Source organism: Corynebacterium sp. MSK004, from assembly GCF_030232515.1.
Lineage (GTDB): Bacteria > Actinomycetota > Actinomycetes > Mycobacteriales > Mycobacteriaceae > Corynebacterium > Corynebacterium hesseae.
Window position 1 is genome coordinate 13,298 of the sequence record NZ_JASPKB010000005.1, and the last position, 13,717, is coordinate 27,014.

Annotated in this window: 11 protein-coding genes; 1 reads left to right on the forward strand and 10 read right to left on the reverse strand. The window is 61.9% G+C overall.

Features of this window, described 5'->3' with window-relative positions; translation table 11 throughout:
* Positions 1-10 precede the first annotated feature (10 nt).
* A complete protein-coding gene (locus tag QP999_RS06935) occupies positions 11-1,114 on the forward strand; it encodes an isochorismate synthase (RefSeq protein WP_284847961.1) in 1,104 nt (367 codons plus the stop codon).
* Here the strand turns inward: QP999_RS06935 and QP999_RS06940 are convergent.
* The 10 genes from QP999_RS06940 to QP999_RS06985 all read right to left on the reverse strand — a co-directional run bounded on the left by QP999_RS06940 (position 1,111) and on the right by QP999_RS06985 (position 13,610).
* Positions 1,111-1,920 (reverse strand): fumarylacetoacetate hydrolase family protein, encoded by an 810-nt coding sequence (locus QP999_RS06940; RefSeq protein WP_185963178.1) that lies wholly within the window; start codon positions 1,918-1,920, stop codon positions 1,111-1,113. The genes QP999_RS06935 and QP999_RS06940 overlap by 4 nt on opposite strands.
* A 118-nt stretch (positions 1,921-2,038) precedes the next feature.
* Positions 2,039-2,656, reverse strand: coding sequence for a 3'-5' exonuclease (locus tag QP999_RS06945; protein ID WP_269948208.1), 618 nt, complete (start codon positions 2,654-2,656; stop codon positions 2,039-2,041).
* The gene (locus QP999_RS06950; protein WP_101736417.1) at positions 2,657-4,525 is read right to left on the reverse strand and encodes a DUF294 nucleotidyltransferase-like domain-containing protein; all 1,869 of its coding nucleotides are present in this window, start codon (positions 4,523-4,525) and stop codon (positions 2,657-2,659) included.
* A gap of 17 nt (positions 4,526-4,542) precedes the next feature.
* A complete protein-coding gene (locus QP999_RS06955; protein ID WP_284847962.1) occupies positions 4,543-5,562 on the reverse strand; it encodes a 3-isopropylmalate dehydrogenase in 1,020 nt (339 codons plus the stop codon).
* Positions 5,563-5,697: 135 nt separating this feature from the next.
* Positions 5,698-7,284 (reverse strand): phosphoglycerate dehydrogenase, encoded by a 1,587-nt coding sequence (gene serA, locus QP999_RS06960; RefSeq protein ID WP_284847963.1) that lies wholly within the window; start codon positions 7,282-7,284, stop codon positions 5,698-5,700.
* Positions 7,285-7,328: 44 nt separating this feature from the next.
* Positions 7,329-8,213, reverse strand: coding sequence for a hypothetical protein (locus tag QP999_RS06965; protein ID WP_118854827.1), 885 nt, complete (start codon positions 8,211-8,213; stop codon positions 7,329-7,331).
* 28 nt (positions 8,214-8,241) lie between these two features.
* Positions 8,242-10,035, reverse strand: coding sequence for a GmrSD restriction endonuclease domain-containing protein (locus QP999_RS06970; RefSeq protein ID WP_070685223.1), 1,794 nt, complete (start codon positions 10,033-10,035; stop codon positions 8,242-8,244).
* Positions 10,036-10,147: 112 nt separating this feature from the next.
* A complete protein-coding gene (ilvC, locus tag QP999_RS06975) occupies positions 10,148-11,161 on the reverse strand; it encodes a ketol-acid reductoisomerase (RefSeq protein WP_070685225.1) in 1,014 nt (337 codons plus the stop codon).
* Positions 11,162-11,269: 108 nt separating this feature from the next.
* Positions 11,270-11,785, reverse strand: a complete 516-nt coding sequence (gene ilvN / locus QP999_RS06980) for an acetolactate synthase small subunit (RefSeq protein WP_070528612.1) — start codon at positions 11,783-11,785, stop codon at positions 11,270-11,272.
* Complete coding sequence (locus QP999_RS06985) at positions 11,778-13,610, reverse strand: acetolactate synthase large subunit (RefSeq protein ID WP_269948203.1); 1,833 nt, start codon at positions 13,608-13,610, stop codon at positions 11,778-11,780. Before QP999_RS06985 ends, ilvN begins: the two co-directional genes overlap by 8 nt.
* Positions 13,611-13,717 lie beyond the last annotated feature (107 nt).

A 13,717-nucleotide genomic window follows, 5' to 3' on the forward strand; every position in this document is an offset into this window, starting at 1 on the left:
GTTATTCCTTATGTGTGAAAACAGACCCTCTACCGCCCCCGACTTCCTCCTGTCCCGCGCGACGGGGTCTGTGCGTACCCAAGGTTCAACCACCACCTTTAGCGATGTCGATGATGCAGTGTCCGCACTACGTGCCGGCAGCGCGCCCATGGTCGTCGGGGCACTTCCCTTTCACAAGGGTGATCCAGCTGCGCTCACCGTGCCGCGCAGCATCATTCGTGAGGACGGGCCTCTTGAGCCCCATGCCTACTACCGCAGCGGCAAGCTCAATGCGCGCGTGACCGGTTTTGATCCGGAGCCGGAAGAGCACCTGCGCCGCATTGAGGCCGCCATCGCTACGATCGAAGCCTCCAAACTGGACAAGGTGGTTCTTGCTCGCGCCGTTGACATTGAGTTCAATGCTCCGGTGGATCCACTCCTCGTGGCCGCGCGGTTGATCGATCTATCCTCGCACCGCGATGGCTTCATCGCCGACCTCTCGCCGGCGGGGCGCCCGGGTTCTATGCTCGTGGGCTCCTCCCCGGAAGTGTTGATTAAGAAGCAAGGATCAACGGTTACGGCCTTCCCCCTAGCTGGCTCGGCGCCCCGCCAGGCCGATAAGGCACGCGATATCAAGGCCGGTCAAGACCTCCAAAACTCAGGCAAGGATCTGCGCGAGCATGCCTTCGTCGTGGACCACATCCGCCGGATCCTGCAGCCGCTGTGCAGGACTCTCGACGCCCCCACCACCCCGCAGCTGACCTCCACGAACGAGATGTGGCATCTGGGGACCCCGATCGCGGGAACACTGAAGGATTCGAATTTCACGGCACTCGAACTGGCCGAGCTGGTCTACCCCACCCCCGCTATCTGCGGTACCCCCACGGAAGCCGCGCAAGCGCTGATCGAAACCGCCGAAGCCGACCGCGGCTTCTACGCCGGTGCAGTGGGCTGGTGCGATGACTCCGGCGATGGCGAGTACATGGTGGCCATCCGCTGCGCCGAGGTGGCCGGCGATGGGCTCTCCGCCCGCGCGTGGGCGGGCGGCGGAATCGTCGTGGATTCCGACCCGACGGCCGAGCTTCAGGAAACCACGGCGAAGTTGCGCACCATTCTCAAAGCACTCGGCCTTTAGGCGCGCTCAATCGGGTTGGTCAGGCTGCCCACGCCGGGGATCTCAATTTCGATGGTATCGCCCGGCACCATCGGCGCCGTACCAGCCGGGGAACCTGTGGTGATGACATCGCCGGGCAGCAGCGTGTACGACTGCGAGATCTCCGCGATGATGCCGCCCATCTTCACGATCATCTGGTCGGTGTTGGAATCCTGCTTTTGCTCGCGCTTGCCATCGTGGGTCAGGTAAGCGTTGATCTTCTGGTCATCGAGGTCGATGCAGTCCAGGTCCGTCTCGATCCACGGGCCCAGCGGGCAGAAGGTGTCAATGCCCTTCGCACGTGCCCACTGGCCATCCTGGAACTGCAGGTCGCGCGAAGAAACGTCGTTGCAGATGGTGTAGCCAACGACGTGATCCCGCCACTTCTCCGGATCAATATTCTTCGAGACCTTTGAGATCACCACCGCGAGCTCTCCCTCGAACTCCACGTTGGTGGCGAACTCCGGGATCTTGATGGGGGCACCAGGGCCAATGACCGCGGTGGAGGGCTTAATAAAGATCGTCGGCGGCAGGTGCTCCGCGGATTCCTTGAAGACCTCAGCCACGTGGTCGGCGTAGTTTCGGCCAAGCGCCACGACCTTGGTGGGCAGGGTCGGCGCCAGCAAGCGCACCTCGCTCAGCGGCCACTCGCGGCCAGTTGGCTCCGGCGGGGTAAACGGGGTGCCGGAGATTTCCTTGGCCACCAGCTGGTCAAGCGGGGCGTCGGCGGGGCCATCAATGATGGCGAAACAAATACCTTCGGTGTGAGCAATTCGTCCTAAACGCATGACGGCCATACTACTCGCAAGGGTTTTTCACTCGCGTTCAGGGGCTAGGTGTAAAGCTTGCAAAGAACGCGATGATACTGCAGGCGTCCAACCTGTGGTACAACGCCCGCTCGGCCGCCTAGCGCTTGGCGACGTCCCCCAAGGTCACCGCCCGCGTGCTCCCCCGCAGTGCTAGATATAGCTCAGCGCAGGCCAAAGCATCACTCAGCGCATTGTGATTGCCATAGCGTGGCAAACCGTATCTCGCGCGAACTCGGGGAAGCCGCAGGTCCTCGCCGCGCGGATAAGTGCCCATGCGTTCCATGTGGCGCCGCTCGATAGCAAAGGTATCAACCACGCTCAGCCGAGGGACCTGACCAAATATCTCTTTGGAAGCCGCTTCTATGAAGCCCACCTCCACAGGCGCGAAGTGAGCGAGTAGCGCTCGGCCGTTCAGGGCCTTTCGCAACTGCTTCATCGCCACTTCGCGTTCCTCGCCGGCATCGACTTTGTCTTGGGTGAGCAAATGGACATGTGCATCTTCGGCCACCTTCGCGCCGCGCACCACGGTATAGCCGGCGCCAGATAAGTCGATAACACCGCCGTTCACCGGTACCCACCCGATAGAAACAATCTTTCCTGTGCGCGGATCAAGACTCGTGGTCTCCATATCTACGGCGAGTAGCCCTAGCTCTTCGAGCGGGGTACTTCGTGCGGGCGCGCCCCAATCCGCGCGGCGGCTCCACCGGCTCCACATCTAGATACTCCTCACCGGGTACTTGGTGGCAAGCGCGTTCTGCATGGATTTGATCGCACGGAAAGCATCGCGCAGGTGCTCGCGATCCATCCGCCCCAAGCTCTTGGGGTCAATGTGGTAATCCGGCTTGTGCCCTTCCCGCAACTGTCGGGCCTGGTGCTCGAAGGAAAGGGATCGGAGGTAGTCGAAGGCGTCGAGAAGCTCCTGTGCACCGCGGCGGCTCACCGCGTTCCCGGCGGCTTCGCTTAGGCGCTGGCGGGTGTCCACAACCGTGGAGCCGGATGCTAAGGCAAAGAGCCGGGCCATCTGGACAATACCCGCGGTACCTCCCTTTTTGATGTCGAGGGTATGTGCATAGTCGCCATCGCGCTCCACCACGAGTCCGCGGAAGAGCGTCAGTGGCGGCTCGCGGCGCGCGGCCAAGCTAGCCAGGTGGGCGTGCAGGCGCGTCGCACCCTTGCCCATCTCCACGGCGGCAGTGTGGACCTCGAGGGCCAGCTCCTCGCTTCCGTAGAGTACGCGGAAGTCGAAGAAAATCTGGGCGTTGAGCAGCGCCTCCGGTTGGGGGTCCCGGATCCATTTGCGGAAGGTGTCGATCCATTGGGAGCGCGTCATCCGCCACTCGGCGTTCATGGCCATCATGTCACCTGGGCACAGAGCCTGACCGGCGGCGGCAAGGCCCTGGCACACGAAGGTACTAAACCGTGCGAAATACTCGCCGTGCGCGTTGGCATCATAATCATCCGCGAGGACGAGCGCATTATCTTGATCTGAGGCCAGCGCCATCTCGCGCCGCCCCTGCGAACCCACGGCCACGAAGGCATACTCCACTGGCGGAGGACCCAGTTCTTCCTCGGCGAGGGTGCACAGACGGCGCGCTACCGCATCGGCGGCCAGCGTGACCAGGCTGGACGCTTCCGCCGGCGTAGAGCCGCGTTCCACGAAACGCCCGGCAAGAAGCGTGGCTTCGCTGAAGGCTTCACTAAGCTCAGCGGCATTGGCGCGCCGCGAGAGATCTGCTGCGAGGTAGACCGGATCATTGTAGAGCAGCCGCGTGATGTCCGATTGCGTGACTATTCCCTGTAGGCTGCCTTCTTTAACCACCGGCAGGTGGTGGATTCCGCGCTCGGCCATGTGCAAGAGTGCTTCCATGGCCGGGGCATCCGCCGACACCGTGAGGGGCTGAGGCGTCATGATCTCCCCCACCGATTCAGCAGGGTCGCGCTCCGCGGCGAGCACGCGGGTGCGCAGATCACGGTCGGTCACAATGCCGGCAAGATGCTTGGCTGAATCTGAACCCGGTGTAACAACGAGCAGTGAGGACACACCGCGGTCCGTCATCAGCATCGCGGCTTCACGGATGGTAGTGGCAGCCGGCGCAGTCAGTATGTCGGCGCGAATGAGCTCTCGCAGCGGCGTGCGTAAAACGTCGGTCGAAGTGGATTCAGAAAGCTCGCGCGCTGCGGCGCGGATCTGGCGCGATTGCGCTGAAAAGAATCGCCCAATGTCGGGGTTCCGGCGGGACAACTCGCTGAAGTCCTCCTGCGCCAGGGTGAAGACGAGGCTGTCCTCCACCGCGACCATCTCATAAGCGGAGTGAGGCTCCCCCTGCAGCGTGGAATAGCCAAAGGTGAGGCCGGATTCGCGGCGGTCTAGCAGCATGCCGTCCTCCCCCAGCACATCAATCGCGCCGGTGCGGATGATGTGCAGGTTGGCATTTTCTTGCCCCAGCTTGATGGGGATATCCCCTCGGCGCAGGTAGATCATGCTCAACTGTGAGGACAGCGCGTTAAGCTCTTCCTCCGGCAAGTGGGAGAAAGGCTCATTCTTGGCCAGGAAGCTGGTGACCTCGTCTATTTCGACGCTCATGCGCCAACCATACAGGGCTAGGCGCTGAGCGCGGAGGCGATTCGATCACCAATTTCGGTGGTGCGCGCTTGTGCGTCGCCGCGAGAGGAGACGTCGGCAGCCACGGCCTCTTCGATGCGCACGGCGTTCTCCTCATCCCCGAGGTGGCGCAACAGCATGGCCGCCGACAGGATAGCCGCGGTGGGATCCGCGATGCCCTTGCCTGCGATATCCGGCGCGGAGCCGTGGACCGGCTCGAACATGGAGGGGTTAGCGCCGGAGGCATCGATGTTGCCGGAGGCAGCCAGACCAATACCGCCGGTGACTGCTCCCGCCAAGTCGGTCAGGATGTCGCCGAAGAGGTTGTCGGTCACGATGACGTCATAGCGCGCTGGGTCGGTGACCATGTAGATCGTTGCGGCATCGATGTGGTTGTAATCTACGGTGACCTCGGGGAATTCCTTCGCAACCTCGTCCACCGTGCGCTGCCAGAGGCCACCGGCGTTAACAAGGACATTGGTCTTGTGCACCAAAGTCACGTGCTTGCGGCGGCCCATCGCACGCTGAAAGGCATTACGCACCACGCGTTCAACGCCGAAGCGCGTGTTCTGGGAGACCTCCGAGGCCACCTCGTGTTCAGTACCTTCGCGCAGCGTGCCGCCGTTTCCACAGTACAGACCTTCGGTGCCCTCACGGACAACGACGAAGTCGATATCGCCTGGGTTTGCCAGCGGAGAGGTGGACGTCGGGTACAGCTTGGAGGGGCGCAGGTTGACGTGATGGTCCAGGGCGAAACGCATCTTCAGCAGCAAGCCGCGCTCAAGCACGCCGGGCGGAACCTCACCGGGCGCACCAATGGCGCCGAGCAGGATGGCGTCGTGTTCGCGCAGGGAGGCCAGGTCGGCGTCGGTAAGCAGCTCCCCGTTGCGCAGGTAGCGTCGTGCACCAAGGTCATAGTCCGTAACCTCAACGTCCTGGCGCACCGCGCGCAGGACCTTGAGTGCTTCCGCGGTTACCTCGGGACCGATTCCATCGCCGCCAATCACTGCCAGTTTCATTTTGCGGGATTCCTTTCTCACATATTGGATATTTGTGAGAGTACCACTCCCTCTGCCTGGAGGGCGGCGAAACCCCCGCAAAGAACCGTTCTTGGTCCTTCACGGGGGCTGGGATGAAAGGTTTAGCTGTCCAGACTAGGCATCCAAATCAAGCTGGCGGCAGGTAGCACCCAGCGCCGCGTTGATTTCCTCGACAAGCTCTTCCGGTACCTCGCGCTCAACTCGCAAGATAAGGACTGCATCGGAGACATCCTTGCCCTGGGTCAATGCGGCCGCCACAATGTTGATGCCGGCAGCGCCAAGCTTCGTACCCACAGTACCCAAGGCACCCGGGGCATCCTTGTAGGAGAAGAAGAGATTGCGGCCCGTTGCGCGCATGTCGACGCCACGGCCATTGATGCGGATGATCTTCTCGACGCCGTCGATGCCAGTCAGGGCACCAGTGAGCTGCGAAACCAAGCCGTCGGGGCCGATAACCTTAACCCTCACGGAGGAGCGGTGCCCCTTCGATTCCACGTTGGTCTTGACGTCCACGCTCACGCCGCGGCTTTCGGCGATCTGCATCGCGTTCACAAAAGTAACGGTCTCCGAGACCACGCCAGAAAACAGCCCGCGAGCAGCGGACAAACCAAGAGCCGAAACATCCTCGTTGGCCAGCTCGCCGCAAGCCTCCACTTCGACGGCAACCGGCGCAGCGTCCAACAGGTTGCCTGCGACGAGGCCCAGCTTGCGTGTCAGATCCAACCAGCCGGCAACCTCTTCGCCGACACGGCCGCCTTCGACGTTGACGGCATCGGCAACGAATTCGCCGGCCAGTGCCTTGAGCACGGAGGCAGCCACATCGGTACCCGCGCGGTCCTGAGCCTCGACCGTAGACGCGCCAAGGTGCGGGGATACGGTAACTTGCGGAAGCTCGAAGAGTGGGGAATCCGTGCACGGCTCGGAGGCATAAACATCGAAGCCGGCGCCGCGGTGGTGACCGGATTTGATCGAAGCAGCCAAGGCTGCCTCATCCACGAGGCCGCCGCGGGCAGCGTTGATAATGATCTGCCCCTTCTTGGCCTGCGCCAGGAGCTCGGCGTCAAACATACCGGCGGTCTCCGGAGTCTTGGGCAGGTGAATGGTCACGAAGTCAGCGCGAGACATGAGCTCCTCAAGGGGCACCAATTCCACGCCCAGCGCTGCCGCACGGGCCGGGTTGGCATAAGGGTCGTGCGCGATGACGGTGGTCTCAAATGCCAGCAGGCGCTGGGCAAAGAGCTGGCCGATGTGGCCGAAGCCCACGATGCCGATGGTCTTGCCGTATACCTCAACGCCCTTGAAGGAGGAACGCTTCCACTCACCTTGGCGCAGGGACTGATCCGCCGCCGGAACCTGGCGTGCGGTGGCGAGAAGCAGCGCGATCGCCTGCTCGCAGGCGGAGTGGATGTTGGAGGTCGGCGCGTTGACAACCATGACGCCACGCTCGGTGGCAGCGGGGATATCAACGTTGTCCAAGCCGACGCCGGCACGCCCCACAATCTTCAGGTTCTTCGCTGCGGTCAACACCTCCGCGTCCACGGTCGTAGCGGAGCGGACGAGGAGGGCGTCTGCCTCCGGCACCGCGGCAAGCAGCTCCGCGCGGTTGGGACCGTCAACCCAGCGGACTTCAACTGTGTCCCCGAGAGCATCGACGGTGGATTCTGCAAGCTTATCGGCGATAAGTACGACCGGCTTCGACATAACTTCCTTCACTAGTCTGAAATGTGGATGCCGAGAAGTGTAGTTTATTCTTTCCAGCCCTGAGCGATTTTATGCGTGAATTCTGTCACTGAACCGAATTCCGGCCCGAGGGCCACGATCGGGCCATCCGCCAACCCCGCAGTAATCGCCGCGCCGGCTTTCGTTGCCGTCGGATCCGGTTGCGCCATCACGAACACCGTACCGCCATACGCGGTGGCGTTCACCACGTTTGCTAAAGGGCTGTCCTTCGTCGCAACGATCACCGGTGCCATCTGCGCATCACGGCGCGCCTGGGCAGGAATCGCTGGCATCTTTTCCTTCGTAAGGTGCTGCGACAGGGGTTCCCACGCGGCCTTCAACTCCGTCTTGGTTGAGGAATCTAGGCGGGTGATGCTGTCCACCATGCGCTCGCGATTCACCACCACCTTGGATTCAAAGCGGAATGCGGTGTACTCCCCCAGCGCCTTGGTGTTTCCCGGATCATGCACCACTTCGCGTTCGCCATTGTGGCTAGCCCATGGGACATCCCCGATGACGAGGATCTGGTCAACGTCAAGGTCGGTAAGCAGCTGCGAGATCTGCGGGCGAATCGAGGAATCGTAGGTCACCATTGGCACGCGCTGCGATACGCTCAGCGTCGCGGCCCGCAGGGCAGCGGCATCTGAGTCTTCGGCCAAGATCAGCGTATTGCTTTCCTTGAAGAACAAACGCGCGGAGTCAATTCCCCAGCGGTCCTCAACCACCGTAACCTCGTTGGCGAATTGCGGGTCAATAAGCCGCAGACGGTTTTCTTCGCTCGCGCGGGCTAGGTCAATCTCCGCCTCAGGGCGGGCGGCAATGTCCTGCGTCAGGATTGGCTCACCGCGCCCCAACGAGGAGCAGCCCACGGCCGCAAGCGCGCTCATGCCCAGCAGCAGCGCTACAGGCACGACACGCAGTGCACCCAGCAACGACACCTTAACGTGCAAAGGCCTGCGGGCCCTCTTCGCCGCCGGAAAGGTTCGCCTCATCCACGTCGCGCACAACCTTCTTGTTGAGCGCGTACTCAACGATGCCCACGAAACGCTCGCGGCGATCGGCAAAGAACTGATGCGCAGTCTTCGCAGTCAGCAGCTCCGGCTCTAAGTCATGGGAGGCCAGCACGCTGTCGAACTCGGCGTCTTCCATGATTGACTTCGACTGCACGCGCGGCAGGTAGCGTTCCGGCGAGTGCCCGTCGAGGACAACTTCTGTGCGCTTGCCCATCGGCGTGCGGTTGAGCACGGAGTTGGCGAGCACACCGCTGACGCCGTGGCGCTCACACCAACGAAGCGGGAAGACCGGGAAGAAGCCTGGTTGCAGCTCCTCGAAGCTGTGGCGGTTGAACGGGCGGCCGGTACGCCAGTCCTTCGCGCCGCGTGCCATGAGCAGAGCATAGAGGCCGTGCCATACCCCGTCGTGCTCCCCCACAGACAACAAGCGGGACTCGCGGAAGGAGGCATCGCGCACAGTCTTCGGGACATCCTCGGTCTCACCCGCGACCCACGCCGTGACCTCATCGACATCACGCGCGGCGCGCAGCCTCACTGCAGAAGAGCCATAAAGCTCACCAAAGACGCCGCTCCAGAACCACTGGTTGAGGCGGTCCCATGCGTCCTGGCTGGACAGCACGCCCTTCTTTTCTGCCAGGCGCGCAAGGATGACAGCCAGCGGAATGATCTGCTCGGAATAAGGCACCTGCTCAAGGGAAAGAATGCAGCGCTCGGCCAAGAACTCAGCGACCTCACGGAAAGTAATCACCAGGGTTTGCGAGGCCTTGCGGTACTCATTCAGTGACAGCTGCAAGATATCTTCGCGCTGGCCGCCAGCGTTCCCCTTCTCCCCGGACACCAGCAGCGAAACTGCCGAAAGGAACTCGTTGCGGCCGATGCCGTCGAGCGCGGGGAAGGCACGCAGCTGCTTCTCGACGCCTGCCCAATCCTCCGCCAGGTGAAAGTCCGGATCTTCAGAAGCAAAGACAGCCGTCAGGAGATCGAAGACGTCCATCTGCAAACCGGCCGAGTTAGCCTGAGCGAAAATGGAGCCAATTCCCGAGCTCGCCGTCTCGCGGGAGAGGCGAATCATCGGAACCGTGTAGCCGGACAGGGGCCGTAGAATCCGGTTATTGAAGGCAGCGACGACGTCACGGGTGGCGCCATCGTTGGCAGCGGCGAGCTCGAAGAGCATGCTGGTGCCTTCCTCACTCAGCAACGCCGAAACCGGGATGCAGCACGCCTGCACTGCGGCCTCGCGACTATCCAAGGTGCCCTCGATGTTCGGCGCGAAGTGGGAGCGCAGTTCGCCGTGCTGGTTGATGGCGAAGACAGCTTCATCCGGCATGATGTCCTCGGAGGTAGCTTTGCGCAGGTCCACGAAGTACTTGCGGGAGACTTTCTTGGAGCGGAAATCGGTGGTATCCACAAAGCCCTCACCGCGGAAGCAGTGATACAGGGTGGTGAGCCTCTGTTGCCCATCGAGCAGGAGCAGGCCGGGGTTCACCCCCGTGTTAGGCGCGCCCGCGAGAGGCCGTGGCCGAAAGCGCATGGCTTCATTGCGGGTATCCAAGGCCATGAATGCACCGAGCGGGTAGCCGCGCAGGACGGTGACGATCAGCGATCGAATTCGGTCTTCATCCCAGGCATAGGAGCGCTGGAAATCGGGCAGCTGAATATCACCGCGATCGATGCGAGCGAAAAGGTCATTAAGGTCATAGCTTGGCGTAGAGAAACCCATGGCCCCGAGCCTACAACTAAATGTGGGAACATGCCCGTTTATGTGCGAACATCACATCAAAAGGAAATCCCGCTGACCAGTGGCCAACGGGATTCTTTAGTCGAAGCGCAGTTTAGGCAGTTGCATCCAACGGATTCTTGACCCAGCTCATGAGGTCACGCAGCTGGGAGCCGGTCTGCTCAATCGGGTGGGAGTTCACCTTGGCGCGCAGCTCCTCCAACTCCTTATTACCGCCTTCAACGTTGGCGACGAGGCGCTTGACGAAGGTGCCGTCCTGGATATCAGTGAGGACATCCTTCATGCGCTCCTTCACGGAAGCGTCGATGACGCGCGGGCCGGAGAGGTAGCCACCGAACTCAGCGGTGTCGGAACAGGAGTAGTTCATGTTCTTGATGCCGCCCTCAACGATGAGGTCAACGATGAGCTTCAGCTCGTGGCAGACCTCGAAATAAGCCATCTCAGGCTCATGGCCAGCTTCTGTCAGGACCTCGAAGCCGTTCATGATCAGGTACTCCACGCCACCGCACAGGACCGCCTGCTCACCGAAGAGATCGGTCTCGGTCTCATCCTTGAAGGTGGTTGGGATAACGCCGGCGCGGGCACCGCCGATGGCCGCAGCATAGGACAGGGTCAGCTCGCGCCCCTCACCCTTCGGATCCTGCTCGGTTGCGATCAGGCAGGGAACGCCCTTGCCGTCAACGAACTGGCGGCGAACCAGGTGGCCCGGGCCCTTCGGAGCAACCATGCCGATGGTGATATTCTCCGCCGGCTTGATCAGGCCAAAGTGGATGTTGAGGCCGTGACCGAAGAACAGCGCGTTGCCGTCCTCCAGGTTCGGTTCGATATCCTCTGTAAAGATCGCCGCCTGGGAGGTATCCGGTGCCAGCAGCATGATGACATCAGCCCACTTGGCGGCCTCAGCGTTGCTGAAAACCTTGAAGCCAGCCTCTTCAGCCTTATCGCGGGACTTCGAGCCTTCGCGCAGGCCGATGGCGACCTCAACGCCGGAATCACGCAGGTTCATAGCGTGGGCGTGGCCCTGGGAGCCATAGCCGATGATGGCGACCTTGCGGCCCTGGATGATGGTCAGGTCTGCATCAGATTCGTACAGAGTCTCAATAGCCATGTTTGATGTTCCTTTTCTTTTGGGTTAGTTCGCACTACGCATCCAGTAGTGACTCGGCCTATTGAATTTGTATCACACCTTGGGACAGTTTGCCCACCTTGTGGGATTTCATTTCGTCGGTGCCATTGCTTTCGGGCCGCGCCCCAGTGCGACGTTGCCAGATTGCACCAGCTCGCGGATACCGAAGGGCTCGAGGACGTCGAGAAGCGCCTGCAGCTTGCCCGGGGTACCGGTGGCCTCCACGACCACGGACTCCGGCGACACATCCACGATGCGTGCGCGGAAGATGTTCACTGCATCGACCACCTGAGGGCGGTTAGAGTTATCCGCGGCTACCTTCACCAACATGATGGAGCGCGCAATCGTGTTCTCTTCCTCGAGCTCAACTACCTTGAGCACCGGGACGATTTTGTTGAGCTGCTTCGTCACCTGCTCGATGATGACCTCGGAGGCATCCACGACGATGGTCAGGCGGTTAATACCTTCCGTCTCGGTCCGAGCGGACACCAGCGAGATGAGGTTGTAGCCACGGCGGGTGAACATGCCGGTCACACGGGAGATGATGCCCTCGATATCCTGAACCCGCACGGAGAGGATGTGTCGGGTGATGTCGTCTTTAGCCATTGTTTTCGGCCTCCTCGAGAGATTCGTGGATGTCGGCCGGTTCCTCGGCCGCGGACTCATTGTCATCAAACAGTGGGCGCAGGCCCAGGGCGTACTGGATTTCCTCGTTAGAAGCCCCGCCGCCAATCATCGGCCACACCTGGGCATCCTGGCCCACAATGAAGTCAATAACCACTGGACGGTCATTAATTGAGCGCGCACGTTCAATCGCGGGGCCGATCTCTTCTGCTGTGGTGACGCGAATGGACTCGCAGCCCAAGGCTTCGCTGAGCTTGACAAAGTCCGGCACATACTCGTCGTGCTCGCGCAGCTTGGTATGGGAGTACTTGTTGTCATAGAAGAGCGTCTGCCACTGGCGCACCATGCCCAGGTTGCCGTTATTGATCACGGCAACCTTGATGGGAAAGCCTTCCACGGCCGCGGTGGTCAGCTCCTGGTTGGTCATCTGGAAGCAGCCATCGCCATCAATAGCCCAGACCTCTCGCTCCGGGCAGGCAGCCTTCGCCCCCAGCGCCGCGGGCACGGCGTAGCCCATCGTGCCGGCGCCACCGGAGTTGATCCAGCTGCGGGGGTGCTCGAAGTCAAGGAACTGCGCCGACCACATCTGGTGCTGGCCCACGCCCGCACAATAGATAGCCTCCGGGCCAACGATGGAGCTGAGTTTTTGGATCACCTCTTGGGGGTTGAGCAGGCCATCTGACGTCGGCTCAAAGCCGCGCGGGAAGCGGCGCTGCATGTTCCCCAAATACTCCATCCACGGACCAATTCGCGGGGCATCCAGCTCCGCATCATTGGCATAAGCCTTGGTCAGACGCAGAAGCACCTCGCGGGCATCGCCCACGATCGGAACAGCCACCTCGCGGATCTTGCCGATTTCCGCCGGGTCAATGTCGGCATGGATCACCTCGGCGTGGGGAGCAAAGGTGTCCGTATCACCGGTCACGCGGTCGTCGAAGCGTGCGCCCACGGCGATGATAAGGTCCGCGCGCTGCAGGGCCGCCACCGCGGGCACGGTTCCGTGCATACCGGGCATACCCATGTGCTGCGGATGGTTATCCGGGAAGGCACCGAGAGCCATGAGCGTGGTCACCACAGGGATACCGGTCAGCTCCGCAAACTCGCGCAGCTCGCGGGAGGCCTCGGCCTTGATGACGCCGCCGCCAACGTAGAGCACCGGACGCTCGGCGCGCGCAATGCGCTGAACAGCCTGGGCAATCTGGCGCGGGTGCGGAGTAGTCGTGGGCTTGTACCCCGGTAGTTCCGGCATCTTTGGGCCCGAATATTCCATAAAAGCGTTCTGCACGTCCTTCGGAATATCCACGAGCACAGGCCCTGGGCGCCCAGTGGCGGCGAGGTGGAAGGCGGCCGCGATCGCCCCGGGGATATCTTCTGCCTTGGTGACGATGAAGTTGTGTTTCGTAATCGGCATCGTAACGCCGCGGATATCGGCTTCCTGGAAGGCATCGGTGCCCAGCAGGGAGCTGCCCACCTGGCCCGTGATTGCCACGACAGGAATCGAGTCCAGGTTAGCGTCAGCCAGCGGGGTCACCAGGTTGGTCGCACCCGGGCCGGAGGTAGCGATCATGACGCCGACCTTTCCGGATGCTTGGGCGTAGCCTTCGGCTGCATGGCCGGCCCCCTGCTCGTGGCGGGTGAGCACGTGGCGCAGCTTCGTGGATTCAAAGAGGGCGTCGTACAGCGGAAGCACGGCGCCACCCGGAATGCCGAAGACAAGCTCGGTGCCGAGATCTTCGAGGGTGCGGACAATGGCGTGTGCGCCCGTGATGCGCTCGGGCGCCCGCTGTGGCGGTGTGGAAGCTGTCACGGTTGATGTGCTCCTTCAGTGGGGTGGGTGGTGAAGAGATCATCCAACGAGTAACGCCCCCGTCTTTCCTTCCTGGGTGTGAAGGTAACGGGGGCGCTTGCTGGTCG

Excerpts from the sequence above, each read along its gene's own strand:
- QP999_RS06945 (WP_269948208.1), bottom strand. The coding sequence starts at position 2,656 with ATGTGGAGCCGGTGGAGCCGCCGCGCGGATTGGGGCGCGCCCGCACGA.
- serA (WP_284847963.1), bottom strand. The coding sequence starts at position 7,284 with ATGTCGAAGCCGGTCGTACTTATCGCCGATAAGCTTGCAGAATCCACC.
- QP999_RS06955 (WP_284847962.1), bottom strand. The coding sequence starts at position 5,562 with ATGAAACTGGCAGTGATTGGCGGCGATGGAATCGGTCCCGAGGTAACC.
- QP999_RS06940 (WP_185963178.1), bottom strand. The coding sequence starts at position 1,920 with ATGCGTTTAGGACGAATTGCTCACACCGAAGGTATTTGTTTCGCCATC.
- QP999_RS06970 (WP_070685223.1), bottom strand. The coding sequence starts at position 10,035 with ATGGGTTTCTCTACGCCAAGCTATGACCTTAATGACCTTTTCGCTCGC.
- QP999_RS06950 (WP_101736417.1), bottom strand. The coding sequence starts at position 4,525 with ATGAGCGTCGAAATAGACGAGGTCACCAGCTTCCTGGCCAAGAATGAG.
- ilvC (WP_070685225.1), bottom strand. The coding sequence starts at position 11,161 with ATGGCTATTGAGACTCTGTACGAATCTGATGCAGACCTGACCATCATC.
- ilvN (WP_070528612.1), bottom strand. The coding sequence starts at position 11,785 with ATGGCTAAAGACGACATCACCCGACACATCCTCTCCGTGCGGGTTCAG.
- QP999_RS06935 (WP_284847961.1), top strand. The coding sequence starts at position 11 with ATGTGTGAAAACAGACCCTCTACCGCCCCCGACTTCCTCCTGTCCCGC.